Below are 16,770 nucleotides of genomic sequence, written 5' to 3'. Positions count from 1 at the left end.
TTCAGCCACTCGTCGTCCATCTGGAAAAGGTCATGTCTGCTCAGGTGCATCGCCCCGCGTCGCTCAGGTCGTCCGAAAGTGCCGCAACTATCCCATACAAATCATCACGCTGGAAGGTTTTGTTGAGAAGGTGTGAACGATTACGTTTATTTTTAGTGGTGTGACCGCCTTCTAAGCTGTCGGCTGATAGCATACAACAGGAAACAAATTGCCGCTACGCAATTCCATGTCTATGAAGTGGCCTTGCGTGACAATGCTAATGTATTTCAAAATTTGGAAAATACGGTCACCGTGTGGAGAGGGGCTGGTCTAGCCCCATACGAAAGCCGCCTAGAAAAAAGCTACACCGTCTGTCCATCACAAGGCCCGCTACAGGCCCGCAAAGCCGCAAGCCTAGCCCCTACCCATGCCCATGCCCCACAAAAGCCCGCAGGCGCCCTGCTAGACGCCTTGCAGCGCACAATGCGATTGACAACCCCAAGCGAGAAGTGGGGCAGGCCTTGCCAATGCTAGCCTTGCGCCACTTGCCCGACTTGCTGGTACGAAACTTGCGAGATTGCAGTGCACAATGCTTTGGGCATGACCATGGTCGAGGGCACCACAAAACCAATAACCGGATTTGTGACTATTGCCGGAAGCCTGTTAGCTTGCGGTAGGCCGAGGCGACCTCAACCATGGGCAAGGCCCCTTCAGTTCGCTGGCGGTCGAGGCGACCTCGACCATGTTCGCGGACTTTGGCGTATAGGATGGTGGATAGATTTTCAAAACAGGCTACAAAGCCCGCCATTGCTGGGTCCATGGCGGAGATGGCGTCCGCCATATAGCATGATCAGGGGGTATCCGACTGTCGCATGACTTGTCATGAAGCTAGCAATAGCAAGCGTTTGATGGGTTCTGGTTGTCTCATGCTGTATTATGGGGTAGTATAGAATCTCATCTTTTTTGATGGGACTAATGATGGAACGGAAAAACACGTTGTCATCAAGCGCTGTTCGTGGCCGGCACAAGGTCAAGTCGCTGACGGCCATCGAGGTGCAGCGACTCACGACGCCGGGCATGCACTTCGTTGGCGAGGTCGCGGGCCTGGCGCTATTCGTCAAACCGACGGGCGCACGGTCCTGGATTCTGCGCGTCTCGATTGCCGGCAAGCGGCGCGACATGGGCCTGGGCGGCTACCCCGATGTGACCCTCGCAGATGCACGTCGACGGGCTCGCGAACTGCGCGAACAGATCGACAACGGCATTGATCCGATCGGCCAGCGTCGGGAAGCACGCGCTGCGCTGCGGGCTACGCTCGCCAAGGCGATGACGTTCAACCAGTGCATTGACGCCTATCTCGACGCGCACAATGAGTCGTGGAGCAATCCCAAACATCGGCAACAGTGGCGCAATACCCTGGCCACTTACGCCGGGCCGGTCATCGGCGGTTTGGACGTGGCGCAGATCGAGGTCGGGCATGTGTTGAAGGTCCTTCAACCAATCTGGTCCGAAAAGACGGAGACAGCAGTCCGGTTGAGAGGCCGGATTGAAAGCGTTCTGTCCTGGGCGACGACGGCGGGATACCGGATGGGAGAGAATCCGGCGCGCTGGAAAGGCCACTTGCAAAACCTGCTCGCCATGCCAACGAAGATTGCCAAGGTCGAACATCATGCCGCCCTCCCCTATCGAGAGCTTGGCGCTTTCATGGCCGATCTGGCCAAGATGCAAGGCGTCGGTGCGCGAGCGCTGGAATTCACCATTCTGACGGCGGCGAGGTCGGGCGAGGTTCGCGGTGCGACTTGGGGGGAAATCGACTTGGAAGCCGGCATCTGGACCATCCCCGGCGAGCGCATGAAGGCGAAGAACGAGCACACCGTACCGCTTTCAGACGCGGCGCTTGATCTGCTGCGGTCCCTCCCAAGGTCCGGCGACCTGATCTTCCCTGGTGCGCGGTCTGGCCGGCCGCTGTCCGATATGAGCCTGACCGCGGTACTGCGGCGCATGGGGCGCGACGACATTACGGTGCATGGATTCCGGTCGACGTTCCGGGATTGGGCCGCAGAGCAAACCGCATACCCCTCTGAGGTCGTGGAAATGGCCTTGGCGCACACCATCATCAACAAGGTGGAAGCGGCTTACCGGCGCGGCGATCTGATCGAGAAGCGGCGCAGGCTCATGGCCGATTGGTCGAGGTTCTGCGCGACGGTGACGAGCGAGGGAAAGGTGGTGCCGATGCGATCCGCGAAAGCCGGCTGATCGAGCCTGGCGAATCCGGGCCGGAACATCCGCGATGGGGGGTAGATCCTTGCCTTGCAAGCTCAGGCAGGCCCTGCGCACCACAGCGTTGCGGCCTAGCCCCCCTTCAGGGGAAAGCGCATGGTCATATTTTTAATGAAGCTGTGGATAACTTCCGCTCATCGTGTATTATGTTCTCTCTTTCTGAAGCGAGGGGCTTCAAGCAGTCGAAGTCTTCGCGCACGAAGAATAAGAGAGGTTGCTGGCGGGTACGGGAATACCCGCCAGCGATCAAAAATTTGCAGTTTGGACAAGCAGTTTTTGAGCACACCGAGGTTGGCGCGCGTCTGTATGATACGCATTGATACGGCCATTTGGGGCGTTTTGGGGGTTTTTGAGAAAAAATACCATGCGCATCATTTCAACGCACCGCCGATGCTCGGGCTTCAAAAGCTGCTGCCTTTTCGCCAACGTGCGAGAAAGAACGCAACATGAAGTCTCAACGCAACAGCAACATCGCAACAATCCCTGACGCAGCCAAAAACTTCGACAGCCTCGCTGATTCGTCGGTTGTCAGTCTCAACACCGCCTCCTCCGTTCTCGGTGGACGAAGCCGAGCTACCCTTTACCGCGACCACAAGGCCGGGCGGCTCCCCCTCGTCAAAATCGGAAGTTCGACGTTCGTCAAAGTCTCGGACATCCGCAAGCTGATCCGCGCTGCGTGAGGCCGGACCATGACGACCAACAAAAAACCCGCCACGGCTGGCGACCGGGCGGGCTTAGGCATTGCTACGTCCAAAAGCGATTTTACCTCAACGCCTGACCCTGTGCAGGGCTGGTTTGCCCTGGGCGCCAGCGTCAAAGCCTCGCGCAATCGTCGGCCGAAACGCGGCTGGATTCGGCAGGGAGGGCGGCGATGAGCAACGTCGACAACCTCATCGCCAGACTTGATCGTGTCCGGCGTACAAAGCCCGGACATTGGGCTGCTCGCTGCCCGTCGCACGACGACCGTGGGCCTTCCTTGTTCGTTCGGGAACTGGACGATGGCCGCCTGCTGGTTCATTGTTTCGCCGGATGCAGCGTCGAGGAAGTTTTGTCCTCGGTGGGCCTGACCTTCGAGGCCCTGTTCCCTGAGCGGGAAATCACTCTCGGCAAGCCGGAGCGGATGCCGTTCCCGGCCATCGACATTTTGCGGGCAATCTCTTTCGAGGCGCTGGTCGTAGCCGCTGCTGGGGCGGCGCTGCTGGCCGGGAAACCCTTCAGCGAAGTCGATCGGGAACGGCTGATACTGGCAGTAGAACGGATTCAGTCGGCGATCACGGCGGGAGGGCTGAGCCATGAATGATCTGTCGATCAATCGAGGGGCCAGCTACCTTGATGACCTAAGCCGCCTGGCTGCCGATCTGGCGGGCGGCGCGCATCGGGCGAAGGATGGACACCAACCCGGCGCAGAAGGCGCACCAGCGGGCGATTCTGTGCGCCCGGCGACATGGCCAGATCCGCAACCGCTGACCGCCAAGACTGAGGCGGAACCCTACCCTCTTGACGCGTTGCCGGCGGCGATCGGGGCGGCGGTCGAAGAAGTGGCCGGCTTCGTTCAGGCGCCCTTGCCCTTGGTGGCTGCTGCTGCGCTGTCCGCGCTGTCGGTGACGTGCCAAGCACATGCCGACGTTCAGCGGGCGGTCAGGCTGTCCGGGCCGGCGAGCTTGTTCATGCTTTCCCTGGGCGACAGCGGCGAGAGAAAAACGACGTGCGACACCTTCTTTACGACGGCGATTCGAGAGTACGAAGCCGAGCAAGCCGAGATAATGAAGCCGGTTCTTCAGCGTTTCGAGGCGGATCACGACGCGTGGAAGGCGAAGCGAAGCGGCATATTGCAGGCGATCACGGAACTATCGAAAAAAAGCAAACCGACCGACGAACTACAGTCAGTGCTGGCGGAAGTTCAGCGCGACGAGCCGGAGGCCCCAAGAGTACCGAGGCTGCTACTCGGCGACGAGACACCCGAAAACCTCGCCTGGGGGCTGGCGAAGCGCTGGCCTTCGGCCGGCGTAGTATCGAGCGAGGCGGGGGTGATCTTCGGGGCGCACGGCATGAGCAAAGATAGCGTCATGCGCAACCTGGGATTGCTCAACATCCTGTGGGATGGCAAAGAGCTTTCCATCGGGCGGCGCACGTCAGAATCCTTTGTGGTGCGGGGGGCGCGGCTGACGCTGGGCCTGATGATTCAGGAGGAAACCTTGCGGACCTTCTTCGCCCAATCCGGCGCACTGGCACGCGGAAGCGGATTCCTTGCGCGCTTCTTGTTGGCATGGCCTGAAACAACACAAGGGAGCCGGCCTTTCGCCGATCCGCCCGCGACATGGCCGCGCCTGGCTGCCTTCAATCGGCGCATTGCGGAGATCCTGAACTGGCCCGCGCCCATCGGCGAGGACGGCGCGCTGAAGCCCGCCATGATGACGCTGACTCAGGAATCCAAAGCGGCCTGGGTGGAGTTTCACAATGAGGTCGAGCGGGAGCTGGCACCCGGCGGCGACCTTCATGCTGTACGCGACGTAGCGGCCAAATCCGCAGACAACGCGGCGAGACTGGCAGTGATGTTCCATGTATTCGGGCACGGCACGGGCGGCGCTATCGGGCTGGACTCCTTCGAGGGGGCGAGCCGCATAGCGGCATGGCACTTGAACGAGGCGCGGCGCTTCTTTGGGGAACTGGCCCTGCCTGCGGAAATGGCCAGCGCGGTGCGGCTGGATTCCTGGCTGATCGAGCACTGCCAGCGAGTGCGCACACACATGGTCGGCAAGAATCACGTTCGCCAGCACGGGCCGTTGCGGGATGGATCGCGGCTTGATGCCGCAATCGGCGAGCTTGTCGCTCTTGACCGTTTGCGGCTGGTGAAGGAAGGCCGGCGGCTGACCCTGCTGGTGAACCCGGCGCTTGTGGGAGTCGCGGCATGAGCCTTGTGGACCTGATTCGCAAACGCTCTCCGGTGGCACTTGCTACTGCTATTCCTGCTATTCCTGCTACAGATGGCGCGGGGTTGGTAGGAACAGTAGCAAGAATAGCAACTGTAGCAGTAGCAAACCCCACAGAAGCCCAAAACGACGGCGGGAACAGTAGCAGGAATAGCAACAATAGCAGTAGCAAACCCGGCGAACAGCAAACCCGCACGGCCTGGCTCTGGCTGTTGCACTTCGAGAACCGCAACCCACTGGAAGTGGCTTTCTCGCCAGAAGCAAGCCATGCCGAGGTGCTCGACGCCTACCCCGATGCGTTGGCGGCAGAGCCGATTGAGCAGGGGCGGCGGCAACCTGACACCCTGCTGGCCGGTGATCAGGAAGCGGCAATCCTGGCCGGGCTGTCGGAGATCGGAGAAACCGATCAGGCCATCATCGACGAAGCGCTGACCCGGTGCAGGCAGGATGAGGATGTGCGGCGATTCTGTGGCCTTGCCGGGGCATCCGGCTGAATTATCAGGAGGGGTTCAAATGACTTGGAAAAAAGGCGAAAGCGGCAACCCGACCGGGAAGCCGACCGGAGCACGGAACAAGGCGACCATCATGGTTCAGAGCATCATGGAACGTGGCGCGAAGGAAATCACAGAGGCGGTCGTCGAGCTGGCCAAGGAGGGCGATTTGTCGGCGGCCAGACTGGTGCTCGAAAGGCTCGTGCCACCGGCGAAGGAGCGCCCGATCTTCCTGTCGCTGCCCGATACGAGATCTGCTGAGGGGGTCGCCGAGGCGCAGAACGCCATCCTGCAAGCGGTGGCAGCCGGCGATCTGCTGCCCGGCGAGGCCGCGACCCTGGCCGGCATTGTCGAAGCGCGACGCAAGGCGGTAGAGACGCAGGAGCTTGAGCAGCGCATCACTGCACTGGAAAAGAAATGAGCACGACAATCGAACGCCGGCTGAACAAGCTAGAAGAAATCAGGGACCGCAACGATGTGGGAAGCGAAGTCGACATGTCGCTCGAAAGAATGGGAACGAGCCGTGCGGAAATGCTGGCCGATTTCGGCAGCCTGACCGCATTCCGAGACTGGCTGGCTGCGCGGATCGCTGCAACCAACCATCAGGCCGGAGTACAGCCGGCCACATCCTCAAACTATCGGCAGTGGCAAGGCGATTGCGCGGTATCCGCGAAATGGGATGCCATTCTTGACCAGTACGAGGCCCTACAGGCTGCCGCGTGTTCTCCTGACCAGACGAGGTACTGCAATGAATCCGCTTGAGCGCCGCACGGCCAAACTTGAGGCATCCCGCCCGGATGCCAACCAGATCGCCATCATCATCCGCCGCGTCATCGGCGGCGAGGTTGTCCGCGCCGTCATCGGTGACAGAGCTATCGAGCGCCGCGCCGACGAGGCCGAAGACGCCTTCATGGAGCGGTCAAAGGTCGAAGCCCTGGCCGGTACCGACCGGCGCCCCTGCCGAATGATTCTCCTGCCCAAAGAGGTATTGCAATGAGCACTCTTGAACGTCGATTGACCAAACTGGAAGACGCATTTCTGACGCCGCCCGTGCAGGCGTTCTGCCTACTGGCGGAACCGCTGACCGGCGCGACCATCGAGGCATGGGATGAGCACCGGCAGCAAATCGAAGAAGCGAAGGCGCGCGGCGATTTCATCGCAGTCGTTTCGCCCGTCAAGCAGGGGGACAGACCGCGCTACGACAAGGGTGTGGCGTACTTCGCCAGCGAATTCGAGGCGAGGCTGGTAGAGGCGTCGATGCTTCCGTCGGAGCGTGGCAACGATAGCCTGCTGGCCGATGTGCTGAAGGATGCGATGGGCAACGTTGTTGGGCCCGGTGCGTGGTGACAAGGCATAGAGACGGTCTGGCTCGACGGCGACGAGTCAAGCGCCTGAGAAAATGCATCGCACAATGCCATGAGCAACTGCAAGCATGAACTGTTCCTTGCCATGATCTGCAAGGCGTTCATCGGGTAGCACTCACTCCTGGCACGAGAAGTGCAGACGTGGTACTGCGCAATGCTGATAGCAAGCTGCCGGCCACGATCAGGGGCGTTTCCGTGGCGCGGTAGGATGGTATGGCCTGACGGCAGATCACCCCGCCAGCGTCGATTGTGCAAGCCCTTGACGTGCTGCTGGTGACTGGCCGATACTGCCGCTGTCGCTGCACATCAGCGATACGGGTTTGACAGCCCGGAACGAAGGCGGACAAGCCGCCTGCACCGCGGCTTTTTTCATGTCCGTCGACATGGCACCCCGTTCTGGGCGGCCGTGCGGGGCATCTTCGGATGCGCCGGTCCCTTCGTCCGGTCTGTCAACCCGCACGGTCTGCCCTCTTCGTTTGACAGCGAGGAAGGCGGAATCACAACCCGCTACGAAGGAGCATCACCATGCCCAACATCCCCGGCGCTGACGTGCGCCAATCCCCCTACGCTTCAAAACTCGCCAGCCTTGAACCCGAAGGCATCCCTGCCCTGGCCCTGGCTGCCCTCGCGCTGCCAGTCGCCCTGGCGTCGTTCCTCTCGACGGTGGAAGGGGTTGACCATGGCTGAGGACACTTCGCCCCTGGCTTTCTTCGCCCCACACGGACAGGAAACACTGGTGTTCAACGTCCGCGAAGGCTTGCCGGATTATGACGCTCTGCAAATGGCGTCATCGTTCTTGTCATCGGTTATCACCTTGGCTTCGCACGTATCTGACGACGAGGACAACAGCGTAGCGCTGGCAGCAATGCACCTGGCTGAAATGGCCAAAGCCCTTGTCGACACCGTCGTCGAATCGCTCATTGAAGCCCGAAAAGGAGCGGATCAGACAGAAAGCGGGGTGCGTCATGGCTGACATCGAGAGGACCGGCAGCGATCGCATGGAGGCGGCGGTCGACCTGCACATCAACATCATTCGCGATTGTTTCGTGGAGTATCAAGGCACGCGCGCTTTGCTCGAGGAGGAGGGAATCATCCCCCAAGGTACCCAGTGGCCAGAGCGCTACGAATCCGTTTCTTGGGAGTCCGGCCTGTTCCTTTTCTCGCTGAAACGCACCCGGCCACCTGGTGCGCGGGGTGCGCGCAAGCTATGGGAAGCGGTCGATTGGTGGGCGCTTTGCTGTTTTCTGGTCGCCCCTCCTATGAACTGCTTTGACCTTGCGATCAAGCGCAAGGCCGAAGAGTTGGCGGAAGCCATCTACCGTAACAGCGAGCATGGCCATGCCGAGTGGAAAGAACACTGGCGCCGATGGTCGCTGGCGATGAACGATCAAGCCTTTCAGGATTTCAAGGTCAAAATACCCTGCCTGGTCCCTCAGAATCGAGGCAGCAGGAGGGTCGCGCCATGACGACCCACTTCAAAAAAAAGCCGCACCGGGGGCGAACCGGGCGGCTTCAAGAACTGCATTCGATGGCGAACCGAGAGGGCTATCGGATTACTCGGCGCACCTTCAAGGGCTATCCACTGGTGGACGTTCTCGTCTGGTTCGATGACGCCACCCCGGCCAAGCGCCGGGTTTTTCTTTGGTGCGGCACCCCGTGAGTCAGGCGTCCTTGTCCGTGGCTTGTCTCATGGAGTGTCATACAAGCGCATCAGATTTGATGGTACCCATGATGGGATTCCTATTTGCATAAACCTGGAACCCTTGCTACGACTGGCGTTTATGGCTATTCATGGCGGAGAGAGCGGGATTCGAACCCGCGTTAGGAATCATCCTAAACACGCTTTCCAGGCGTGCGACTTAAACCGCTCATCCATCTCTCCGGAAGGAAGCGGATTCTAACAGAAGGTGGGGCAAACACCAAACCGGAACTTGCCATGCATACCGGTCTGCGCTTATGCTCACATCTGCTTGCCAGGCGTCGTCCGTCGTTTGCTCCTGGTCAATACGAGTTGAATCTTTCCGTGATGGTTAACGCCCGAGGATGTTTGATGGAATCAACCCCTACCCGATCCTGTGCGCTTGTCATGGCACTGATGCTCGCCTGGTCGCCGGCGCTGGCGCAGCATTCCCAAACAACCCTGGCACCTGGAGCGACGGCAGGAAATCCACCGGCCAAGACCTTCTCCCAACAGGATCTTGATCGGCTCCTGGCACCGATCGCCCTCTATCCGGATCCGCTGCTGGCGCAGGTTCTGATGGCGTCCACCTATCCCCTCGAAGTGGTTCAGGCAGCGCGCTGGGTGAAGGCCAATCCCAAGGTCAGCGGGGCGGCGCTGGAGACGGCGATGGCCAAGCAGTCCTGGGACCCGGCGGTCAAATCGCTGACCGCAGTACCGCAGGTGGTACAGCAGATGAGCGACAATCTCGACTGGATGCAGAAGCTCGGCGACGCCTTCCTGGCGCAGCAGCAGGACGTGCTGGACACCGTGCAGGGCCTGCGTGCCAGAGCCGACACGACTGGCCATCTCAAGGCCACCGAACAGCAGGTAGTGAGAACCGAGACGCAGGGCAGCCAGAAGATCTACGTGATCGAATCGCCGCAACCCGAAGTGGTGTATGTGCCCAGCTATAATCCGACCGTCGTTTATGGCAGTTGGTGGTATCCCGCGCCACCGTATTACGTCTACCCGCCGGCCTACGTCTATCCACCTGGCCTCGCTTTTGCCACCGGCGTGGTCGTCGGCGCGGCGATCTGGGGCAGTTGCAACTGGGCTTGGGGCCGCGGCAACGTCGATATCAACGTCAATCGTTACAACTCCTTCAATCGCACCAATATCAGCAGCAACCGCTGGACCCACAACGTCGATCACCGCGGGGGAGTCGCCTACCGCGATCAGAATGTCGCCCGCCAGTACAACCGTGGCGGCAATGCGCAGGCGGCACAGGCGCGCGAGAATTTTCGTGGCCATGCCGACGCCGGGCGCACGGAACTCAAGGGCCTGGATCGCGACCAGTTGAACGAACGCATCGGGCAGGCTGATGGCCGATCGCGCGAGTCTCTGGGCGGTCGCGGTGAAGCTGGGCGACCAGAGAACCGGGGACCGGAGCGCGCCGGGTTGAGCGACCGCCGGCCGGGTGATGATCGGGGTTCTGGGGCCTCGACACGTGACCGCTTCGAGAGTGGCGCGCAGCCGCGCAGCGCCGGGATGCAGGAGCGTGCGGGCAACAGCGGCTTCTCTGGAGTGGGCAGCGGCGCTTCGACGCGTGAGGCCAGCCAGCGCGGCAGCGCCAGCAGGGCAGACATGGGCGGTCGAAGTGGAGGTCATGCAGGCTTCTCCAGTGGCGGCGGATATCGTGGAGGTGGTGGTGGCGGCTTCCGCGGTGGCGGCGGCCGTGGTCGCTGAGCAGGTCCGTCCCCCCCTTTCTGCGGAGAAAAGAATACGATGAACTTCAAGAACACGATACAAGCGATCGCGCTCGCGCTGCTGCTGGTGACCTCACCCATGATCAATGCTGCCGGACCGGTACCGACGACGCAGAGGCCTGCTCAACAAAGCTTTGCCCAGCCTGAAGACGCCGTCAGGGCGCTGGCTGAAGCCGTGCGCGCCAAGGACGTTAACGCGCTGCTGGCCGTGCTCGGTTCGGCATCGCGAAGCTGGCTGGCAAGCGGCGACGCCGTGGCTGATCGTCGGGACTGGGAGAAATTCCTGGCCGCTTATGATCGCAAGCATGGTATCAACCTGGCATCGGATGGCCGGGCGGTGGTTCTTGTCGGCGAAGATGACTGGCCCTTCCCCGCTCCTCTGGTCCGCCGGGGTGATCGCTGGGTCTTCGATGCAGCGGCCGGACGCGAGGAAATCATCAACCGACGTATCGGCCGGAATGAACTGGATACGATCCAGACGCTGCTGGCAATCGTCGATGCACAACGCGAGTATGCTGCCGATGACCTGGATGGCAATGGATCAAACGACTTCGCCCGGCGTTTTGTCTCCAGCGAGGGCACTCGCGACGGCCTTTTCTGGCCGGTCGAGGCAGACCAGCGGCCAAGTCCGCTGGGACCGCTGGTTGGCGCAGCGACGCGCGAAGGCTACTTCGCGAAAACCGCCGGCGTGCAGCCGACGGCGTACCATGGCTACCGTTACCGGATGCTGACCGCGCAGGGCAAGGATGCGCCGGGCGGAGCCTATGACTATCTGATCAATGGAAAATTGATCGGCGGCTTTGCCGTCGTTGCCTATCCAGCGAAATATGGGGTCTCCGGGGTGATGACCTTCATCGTCAATCACGACGGCACGGTCTTTCAGAAAAACCTGGGCAAGAATACCGAGACTGCAGCGCTCGGGATGAGCCGCTTCAACCCGGACAAGAGCTGGCAGAAAGCCGAATAGAATGCCACGCTGGACCGGATCGTGATCGCTCGTCTGATACCCCCTGATCATTGATCGTTGCCTCAAGGATTGCCATGCGAGCGCAGATGGAATTCGTCTCTGCCGATTTTCCGCCCTACCCCGGCGAGGACCAACAAATCAACCCAGGTCGTTACGGCCTCCGCCTGGCAGAGTTCCTGTCCCAGCAGTTGCCGGCACATGGCTTCCCGATCCGCACGGTCGGGGTCGAAGACTGGGGGGTGATGGTCGAACTGGTCAACCCGGACTACCCGCTCTGGATTGGTTGCAGCAACTATGAAGAGCAAGAGAACGGCTTCCTGTGTTTCATCGAGCCAGCCACGCCATTCGTGCGCAAGTGGTTGAAGAAATTTGCCAATGCACCCACGGTTGAAAGACTGGCGAGCGCCATGGAAACCATCCTGCTGTCCAGTGGCAAGGTGTCAAACCTTCGCTGGTGGTCTGAAAACGAACTGCTCGCCAAAGATCGTTGAGGCTCTGCGAAACGGCATTCGATCCCTCCTTCAAGGACTTGCCTACCCTCATGCGTACCCGCCGCGTCTTCCTGAATCGTCTTGATCCGGCCAACGAGCCCACCGATGCCGTGGTGGTGATCGACGTGCTGCGCTCCTTCACCACTGCCGCCTACGCTTTCGCCGCCGGCGTCAGCAGCATTTACCCGGTGGAAACGATTGCTGGCGCCTTCCGCCTGCTGCGGCGCTTGCCGGATGCGGTCACCACCGGCGCCATCGGCGGCGGCGACCCGATCCCCGGTTTTGATTTCGGCAATTCGCCGCTGGCCCTGCAAGGCGCAGACCTGACTGGCCGGCCGCTGATTCAGACCACCGCCGCAGGGGTGCGCGGTCTTGGCCGTTTTCGCCACGCGCGGGCGCTGTTCGCCGGCAGCCTGGTCTTGGGCCGTGCCACGGCGAAGGCGCTGCTGGCGTTACAACCGGAGGAGGTATGCTTCGTGATCACCGGCGAATGGGTCGATCGCGACGGTGATGAGGATATCGCCTGTGCAGACTATCTCGATGCACTGCTGCACGGCGAAAACCCCGACCCGGAACTCTACGCCGCCCGCGTACGCAACTCCGATTTCGGTCGCCGCTTTCAGGCTGACAACAACCCGAATCTGCCCATCGGCGATCTCGCTCTCTGTGCCCAGCCCAACCGCTTCGATTTCGCCCTGCAAGCCTCGCACGCAGACGGGCAGCTACAGCTAAAGCGGACGCACACTGGCCAGGCGGATTCCCTGCGTCATTTCGGAGAACTCCGCAACGGCCTGAGACTACACGAGAATGGGTACGCCGAACGCCTCCAGGCCTAGGCCTTGAGATTCCCCGAACCAGGGTCGATTTGTTCTCTTTTGAACTCAGCCGTGCAATGCGGCTTTCCTACCTGCCGCCACTGCTGGTCTATGTCGCAGCAGGAGTATCCGGGCTGACCGAGATCGTCGGGACCTTCTTCGTCAAGGAGTCCCTCGGCTTGTCCGCAGCCTTCCTCGCTGCTCTGGGCTTCTGGGCAGGGATTCCCTGGGCCTTGAAGATGCCGCTCGGACACCTGGTCGACCTGATCTGGCGGCACAAGGCCGGGCTGGTATGGCTGGGCGCCGGGCTGATTGCCACCAGCCTGCTGATCATGCTCGGCCTGGTGACCGAACCATGGCGAATGGCTGAGCTGATGTCCATCGAAGCCTGGTTCGTTGTCGCCACCCTGCTCTCGCCGGTCGGCTATGTCTTGCAGGACGTCGTCGCCGACGCAATGACCGTCGAAGCCGTGCCGCGCGTGGATGAACACGGGCAACCGCTGTCACCGGAAACGCGACGGCTGATGAACACCACGCTGCAGACCCTCGGCCGTATTGCCATCGTTGCCGGCGGCATTCTGGTCTCGCTGGTCAATGTGTTCATGTTTCAAGGCACCGAAACTCTGGCGAAGGAGGCCAAGGCGGCGATTTATGCCGAGGTCTTTGGCATGGCACTGGTCATCCCGGCGATCTCGGTTGCCGGCGTGCTGCTGGCGGCACGGCTCAAACGGTTCGACGCACGGCGGCTGCGCGCCCGTGGTTTTGACGAGACCAGCCTGTACGGCGGGCTCGACCCGCCACCGGTCCCCGTCCGGCCCGACGGGTGGATCCTCGGCGGTAGCGCAGTATTCGTCGCCATCAGTCTGTCGGTCGGACTCTCGCGACTGGCTTTTGGCGAAGAGATCATCTTCGCTGGCTCCTTCGCGGTGGTTGCTTTCCTGATGGCCAGGCTGCTCCGGGAACTCGACGTGGAGTCGCGGCGAACGCTGCTTGGGACCGCGATCGTGATCTTTGTCTTTCGCGCCATGCCGGGTCCTGGAGCCGGTTCCACTTGGTGGATGATCGACGTACTCGGTTTCGACCAGTCCTTCCTTGCGCAGCTCTCGCTGATCGCCAGCGTGCTCACGTTGTTTGGCCTGTTCGCCTTCCGCCGCTTCATGAGCGAACGTTCGATCGCCTACATCGTTGGTTTTCTGACGCTCACCGACGCGCTGTTGAGCTTGCCCACCCTCGGCATGTACTATGGCCTGCACGAATGGACTGCGGCGCACACCGGTGGCGTCATCGACGCGCGCTTCATCGCGCTGATCGACACCGCGCTGGAGTCACCACTCGGGCAGATCGCCATGGTACCGATGCTGGCGTGGATCGCCAACTCGGCACCGGCCAATCTCAAAGCCACCTACTTCGCGGTGATGGCATCCTTTACCAACCTTGCACTGTCGGCTGCACAGCTCGGCACCAAGTATCTGAACCAGTTTTTCGAGGTCAGCCGCGAGATCCGCGACCCGCAAACCCACGCCCTCAAAGTACCGGCAGATTATAGCCAGCTCGGCGCGTTGCTCACCCTGTCGATCGTACTCAGCCTGCTCCTGCCCTTGGCCGCGATCTGGGTGACGCAGCGGCTCAAGCTGCGCAGCGCCTGAGGCCGCGGCATCACTGAACCGGACGCGCCCGCCGGTCGCGAGCCATCGACCATTCGAGCAGCGAACATGCTTGCCTGCTCGCCCAATGCTGGGCATACTTTCTGTACCGTTTTTCACCAGTAAATCTTTGGGTTCCGCTGACCATGCCAGCCCGGTTACGCGCCCTGCAGGCCGACATCACCACGCTCGCAGTTGACGCGATCGTGAATGCTGCCAACTCGTCGCTGCTTGGCGGCGGTGGCGTCGATGGCGCCATCCACCGCGCTGCCGGTCCCGAGTTGCTGCATGCCTGTCGCCAGATCGGCGGCTGTCAAACCGGCGACGCCAGGCTCACCAGCGGCTATCGCCTGCCTGCCCGTTACATCATCCACACCGTCGGCCCAGTCTGGCACGGTGGTCACCGGAGCGAAGCCGACTTGCTGGCCGCGTGTTACCGGCGCTCGATCGAGCTTGCCAGCGCCCAGGGCGTGATCACTCTGGCCATCCCGAGCATCAGCACCGGCATCTATGGCTACCCGATCGAACCCGCCGCAACGATCGCGGTGACCACGGTGCGTTCGTCGCTCCAGGCCGACGGACCTATCCAGGAAGTGCTCTTCTGCTGCTTCTCCGCGCGTGACCTGCAGGTGTACGAAGCGCTACTCGGGGAGCATGGCCACTGAGGCGATTTCCGTGAATAGATATCCCGCCTGCCGACTATTGCCAGGTGGCGTCATTCCCGCACCAGCGGGAATCTACTACAGGGGCAGGAAAATCAGACTATCGGTTTGCTGCCCATGCACGGTGGTACCGACGCTGTCCCAGAAAAAAGGGCGCCGTATTGGCGCCCTCAAGGGGAGAGACCGAACTTTGTGCTGGCTCAGTAGTGGTAGGCGGATTCGCCGTGCGAGGTGATGTCGAGACCTTCGCGCTCTTCTTCTTCCGGTACTCGCAGGCCAATCACCATGTCGACCAGTTTGAAAGCAATCAGGGAAACCACCCCGGACCAGACGATCACCGTACCGACACCCCATAACTGGCTGATCACCTGGGCAGTCATGTCGTAGTCGCCGACCTTGTTGAGTACGTAGTCATAGACACCGGTGCCGCCAAGCGAAGGCGCAGCGAAAACTCCAGTCAGGATGGCACCGAGCATGCCGCCGACACCATGCACACCAAAGACGTCCAGCGAATCGTCGGCGCCAAGCAGTCGCTTCAGTCCATTGACGCCCCACAGGCATACCACACCCGCCAGCAGGCCGATGACAATGGCGCCGACGACACCGACGAAACCTGCTGCCGGAGTGATTGCCACCAGGCCGGCCACCGCTCCGGAAGCGGCGCCGAGCATCGAGGGCTTGCCCTTGATCATCCATTCGGCCAGCATCCAGGACATCGCAGCACAAGCAGTGGCGACCCAGGTATTGACCATTGCCAGCGCTGCACCACCGCTCGCTTCGAGTGCCGAGCCGGCGTTGAAGCCGAACCAGCCGAACCACAACAGCGAAGCCCCGATCATGGTGAAGGTCAGACTATGTGGAGCCATCGATTCGCGGCCGTAGCCGATCCGCTTGCCGATGACGATCGAGCCGACCAGTCCGGCTACGGCAGCGTTGATATGCACCACGGTACCGCCGGCAAAGTCGAGCGCGCCCTTCTGAAACAGGAAGCCGGCCGTCTTGGTGGCTGCCTCGCCAGTTGCCGCGTCAAGGTAGGCGTCCGGACCTGCCCAATACCATACCATGTGCGCCATCGGTAGGTAGGAGAGCGTAAACCAGATCACCATGAAGACCAGAATCGCGGCAAATTTCGCACGCTCAGCGAAGGCGCCGACGATCAGCCCGCAGGTAATGGCTGCGAATGCGCCCTGGAATATCACATAGGCCAGCTCGGAGACGACCACTCCCTTGCTGAAGGTAGCGGCAACCGAGTCGACGGTGATTCCCTTGAGGAAAATCTTGTCGAGCACACCAAAGAAGCCACCGCCTTCGGTAAATGCGACCGAGTAGCCGTAGATTACCCAGAGCACGCTGATCAGCGAAAAGGTCACGAAGACCTGCATCAGTACCGAAAGCATGTTCTTGGTGCGCACCAGCCCCCCGTAGAACAGCGCCAGACCAGGGATCGACATCAGGATCACCAGCGCGGCGCTGGTCATGATCCAGGCATTGTCGCCCTTGTTGGCAACCGGCGTCGGTGCTGCTGCAGCCGCGGCAGGCTCAGCGCTGGCGGCGGTCGTGGCAGCGGGTTCCGCCGCCGGTGTCGCGGCTGGTGTCGCGGCTGGTGCGGCAACCGCCGTGGGAGTTTCCGTGGCCGCTGCAGGTTTGTCTTCAGCCCAGGCCGGAGCCCCCATGCTGACGGCGCCGAGCAGGGCGAGGATGGCGAATGTGCGTCTCATGATT

At 61.4% G+C, this 16,770-nt stretch carries 21 protein-coding genes and 1 tRNA gene; 20 read left to right on the top strand and 2 right to left on the bottom strand.

Annotation, left to right across the window (positions count from 1 at the left end; genetic code table 11):
- Positions 1-975: 975 nt before the first annotated feature.
- From V5B39_RS12635 to V5B39_RS12570, 14 genes are all read left to right on the top strand, one after another.
- On the top strand, positions 976-2,235 hold the full coding sequence (locus V5B39_RS12635; protein WP_332343250.1) for a tyrosine-type recombinase/integrase: 1,260 nt from the start codon (positions 976-978) through the stop codon (positions 2,233-2,235).
- A gap of 330 nt (positions 2,236-2,565) precedes the next feature.
- Positions 2,566-2,709, top strand: coding sequence for a hypothetical protein (locus V5B39_RS12630; RefSeq protein WP_332343249.1), 144 nt, complete (start codon positions 2,566-2,568; stop codon positions 2,707-2,709).
- Entirely contained in the window at positions 2,706-2,939 is a 234-nt protein-coding gene (locus V5B39_RS12625) for a helix-turn-helix transcriptional regulator (RefSeq protein ID WP_332343248.1), read from the top strand. The genes V5B39_RS12630 and V5B39_RS12625 overlap by 4 nt, the downstream gene beginning before the upstream one ends.
- Positions 2,940-3,130: 191 nt before the next feature.
- Positions 3,131-3,559: a DNA primase gene (locus tag V5B39_RS12620; protein ID WP_332343247.1), complete on the top strand. Its 429-nt coding sequence runs from the start codon at positions 3,131-3,133 to the stop codon at positions 3,557-3,559.
- Positions 3,552-5,171 carry a YfjI family protein gene (locus tag V5B39_RS12615; RefSeq protein WP_332343246.1) on the top strand — a complete coding sequence of 540 codons (1,620 nt, stop codon included), beginning with the start codon at positions 3,552-3,554 and terminating at the stop codon, positions 5,169-5,171. The genes V5B39_RS12620 and V5B39_RS12615 overlap by 8 nt, the downstream gene beginning before the upstream one ends.
- Entirely contained in the window at positions 5,168-5,683 is a 516-nt protein-coding gene (locus V5B39_RS12610; protein ID WP_332343245.1) for a hypothetical protein, read from the top strand. The genes V5B39_RS12615 and V5B39_RS12610 overlap by 4 nt, the downstream gene beginning before the upstream one ends.
- 19 nt (positions 5,684-5,702) lie before the next feature.
- The gene (locus V5B39_RS12605; protein WP_332343244.1) at positions 5,703-6,101 is read left to right on the top strand and encodes a DUF5681 domain-containing protein; all 399 of its coding nucleotides are present in this window, start codon (positions 5,703-5,705) and stop codon (positions 6,099-6,101) included.
- Positions 6,098-6,442 carry a hypothetical protein gene (locus V5B39_RS12600; RefSeq protein ID WP_332343243.1) on the top strand — a complete coding sequence of 115 codons (345 nt, stop codon included), beginning with the start codon at positions 6,098-6,100 and terminating at the stop codon, positions 6,440-6,442. The genes V5B39_RS12605 and V5B39_RS12600 overlap by 4 nt, the downstream gene beginning before the upstream one ends.
- A complete protein-coding gene (locus V5B39_RS12595) occupies positions 6,429-6,677 on the top strand; it encodes a hypothetical protein (RefSeq protein WP_332343242.1) in 249 nt (82 codons plus the stop codon). The genes V5B39_RS12600 and V5B39_RS12595 overlap by 14 nt, the downstream gene beginning before the upstream one ends.
- Positions 6,674-7,027 (top strand): hypothetical protein, encoded by a 354-nt coding sequence (locus V5B39_RS12590; protein WP_332343241.1) that lies wholly within the window; start codon positions 6,674-6,676, stop codon positions 7,025-7,027. The genes V5B39_RS12595 and V5B39_RS12590 overlap by 4 nt, the downstream gene beginning before the upstream one ends.
- 542 nt (positions 7,028-7,569) lie before the next feature.
- Positions 7,570-7,731, top strand: coding sequence for a hypothetical protein (locus tag V5B39_RS12585; protein WP_332343240.1), 162 nt, complete (start codon positions 7,570-7,572; stop codon positions 7,729-7,731).
- On the top strand, positions 7,724-8,017 hold the full coding sequence (locus V5B39_RS12580) for a DUF3077 domain-containing protein (RefSeq protein ID WP_332343239.1): 294 nt from the start codon (positions 7,724-7,726) through the stop codon (positions 8,015-8,017). Before V5B39_RS12585 ends, V5B39_RS12580 begins: the two co-directional genes overlap by 8 nt.
- 25 nt (positions 8,018-8,042) lie before the next feature.
- Positions 8,043-8,510 (top strand): hypothetical protein, encoded by a 468-nt coding sequence (locus V5B39_RS12575; protein WP_332343238.1) that lies wholly within the window; start codon positions 8,043-8,045, stop codon positions 8,508-8,510.
- On the top strand, positions 8,507-8,704 hold the full coding sequence (locus V5B39_RS12570; protein WP_332343237.1) for a hypothetical protein: 198 nt from the start codon (positions 8,507-8,509) through the stop codon (positions 8,702-8,704). Before V5B39_RS12575 ends, V5B39_RS12570 begins: the two co-directional genes overlap by 4 nt.
- Positions 8,705-8,836: 132 nt before the next feature.
- Here the strand turns inward: V5B39_RS12570 and V5B39_RS12565 are convergent.
- Positions 8,837-8,926 (bottom strand) — tRNA-Ser (locus V5B39_RS12565).
- A gap of 168 nt (positions 8,927-9,094) precedes the next feature.
- Between V5B39_RS12565 and V5B39_RS12560 the strand changes: the two genes are divergently transcribed.
- The 6 genes from V5B39_RS12560 (at position 9,095) to V5B39_RS12535 (ending at position 15,051) form a co-directional block, all read left to right on the top strand.
- Positions 9,095-10,450, top strand: coding sequence for a DUF3300 domain-containing protein (locus V5B39_RS12560; RefSeq protein ID WP_332343236.1), 1,356 nt, complete (start codon positions 9,095-9,097; stop codon positions 10,448-10,450).
- A 39-nt stretch (positions 10,451-10,489) separates the two neighbouring features.
- Entirely contained in the window at positions 10,490-11,437 is a 948-nt protein-coding gene (locus V5B39_RS12555; protein ID WP_332343235.1) for a DUF2950 domain-containing protein, read from the top strand.
- A gap of 86 nt (positions 11,438-11,523) precedes the next feature.
- Positions 11,524-11,928, top strand: a complete 405-nt coding sequence (locus V5B39_RS12550) for a hypothetical protein (RefSeq protein WP_332343234.1) — start codon at positions 11,524-11,526, stop codon at positions 11,926-11,928.
- 50 nt (positions 11,929-11,978) lie between these two features.
- Positions 11,979-12,764, top strand: a complete 786-nt coding sequence (locus tag V5B39_RS12545) for a 2-phosphosulfolactate phosphatase (protein WP_332343233.1) — start codon at positions 11,979-11,981, stop codon at positions 12,762-12,764.
- Positions 12,765-12,820: 56 nt separating this feature from the next.
- The gene (locus V5B39_RS12540) at positions 12,821-14,389 is read left to right on the top strand and encodes a hypothetical protein (RefSeq protein WP_332343232.1); all 1,569 of its coding nucleotides are present in this window, start codon (positions 12,821-12,823) and stop codon (positions 14,387-14,389) included.
- A 143-nt stretch (positions 14,390-14,532) separates the two neighbouring features.
- Positions 14,533-15,051: an O-acetyl-ADP-ribose deacetylase gene (locus V5B39_RS12535; RefSeq protein WP_332343231.1), complete on the top strand. Its 519-nt coding sequence runs from the start codon at positions 14,533-14,535 to the stop codon at positions 15,049-15,051.
- A gap of 197 nt (positions 15,052-15,248) precedes the next feature.
- Here the strand turns inward: V5B39_RS12535 and V5B39_RS12530 are convergent, their stop codons facing one another.
- Positions 15,249-16,766, bottom strand: a complete 1,518-nt coding sequence (locus tag V5B39_RS12530) for an ammonium transporter (protein WP_332343230.1) — start codon at positions 16,764-16,766, stop codon at positions 15,249-15,251.
- Positions 16,767-16,770 lie beyond the last annotated feature (4 nt).

The sequence above is a fragment of the Accumulibacter sp. genome, from assembly GCF_036625275.1.
Lineage (GTDB): Bacteria > Pseudomonadota > Gammaproteobacteria > Burkholderiales > Rhodocyclaceae > Accumulibacter.
This window is presented reverse-complemented; position numbering and strand designations above follow the sequence as displayed.

Coding starts and splice junctions, on each gene's coding strand:
- V5B39_RS12570 (WP_332343237.1), top strand. CDS start 8,507: ATGACGACCCACTTCAAAAAAAAGCCGCACCGGGGGCGAACCGGGCGG.
- V5B39_RS12630 (WP_332343249.1), top strand. CDS start 2,566: ATGATACGCATTGATACGGCCATTTGGGGCGTTTTGGGGGTTTTTGAG.
- V5B39_RS12550 (WP_332343234.1), top strand. CDS start 11,524: ATGGAATTCGTCTCTGCCGATTTTCCGCCCTACCCCGGCGAGGACCAA.
- V5B39_RS12595 (WP_332343242.1), top strand. CDS start 6,429: ATGAATCCGCTTGAGCGCCGCACGGCCAAACTTGAGGCATCCCGCCCG.
- V5B39_RS12580 (WP_332343239.1), top strand. CDS start 7,724: ATGGCTGAGGACACTTCGCCCCTGGCTTTCTTCGCCCCACACGGACAG.
- V5B39_RS12540 (WP_332343232.1), top strand. CDS start 12,821: ATGCGGCTTTCCTACCTGCCGCCACTGCTGGTCTATGTCGCAGCAGGA.
- V5B39_RS12585 (WP_332343240.1), top strand. CDS start 7,570: ATGCCCAACATCCCCGGCGCTGACGTGCGCCAATCCCCCTACGCTTCA.
- V5B39_RS12615 (WP_332343246.1), top strand. CDS start 3,552: ATGAATGATCTGTCGATCAATCGAGGGGCCAGCTACCTTGATGACCTA.
- V5B39_RS12620 (WP_332343247.1), top strand. CDS start 3,131: ATGAGCAACGTCGACAACCTCATCGCCAGACTTGATCGTGTCCGGCGT.
- V5B39_RS12530 (WP_332343230.1), bottom strand. CDS start 16,766: ATGAGACGCACATTCGCCATCCTCGCCCTGCTCGGCGCCGTCAGCATG.
- V5B39_RS12560 (WP_332343236.1), top strand. CDS start 9,095: ATGGAATCAACCCCTACCCGATCCTGTGCGCTTGTCATGGCACTGATG.
- V5B39_RS12610 (WP_332343245.1), top strand. CDS start 5,168: ATGAGCCTTGTGGACCTGATTCGCAAACGCTCTCCGGTGGCACTTGCT.
- V5B39_RS12555 (WP_332343235.1), top strand. CDS start 10,490: ATGAACTTCAAGAACACGATACAAGCGATCGCGCTCGCGCTGCTGCTG.
- V5B39_RS12590 (WP_332343241.1), top strand. CDS start 6,674: ATGAGCACTCTTGAACGTCGATTGACCAAACTGGAAGACGCATTTCTG.
- V5B39_RS12575 (WP_332343238.1), top strand. CDS start 8,043: ATGGAGGCGGCGGTCGACCTGCACATCAACATCATTCGCGATTGTTTC.
- V5B39_RS12625 (WP_332343248.1), top strand. CDS start 2,706: ATGAAGTCTCAACGCAACAGCAACATCGCAACAATCCCTGACGCAGCC.
- V5B39_RS12545 (WP_332343233.1), top strand. CDS start 11,979: ATGCGTACCCGCCGCGTCTTCCTGAATCGTCTTGATCCGGCCAACGAG.
- V5B39_RS12600 (WP_332343243.1), top strand. CDS start 6,098: ATGAGCACGACAATCGAACGCCGGCTGAACAAGCTAGAAGAAATCAGG.
- V5B39_RS12605 (WP_332343244.1), top strand. CDS start 5,703: ATGACTTGGAAAAAAGGCGAAAGCGGCAACCCGACCGGGAAGCCGACC.
- V5B39_RS12535 (WP_332343231.1), top strand. CDS start 14,533: ATGCCAGCCCGGTTACGCGCCCTGCAGGCCGACATCACCACGCTCGCA.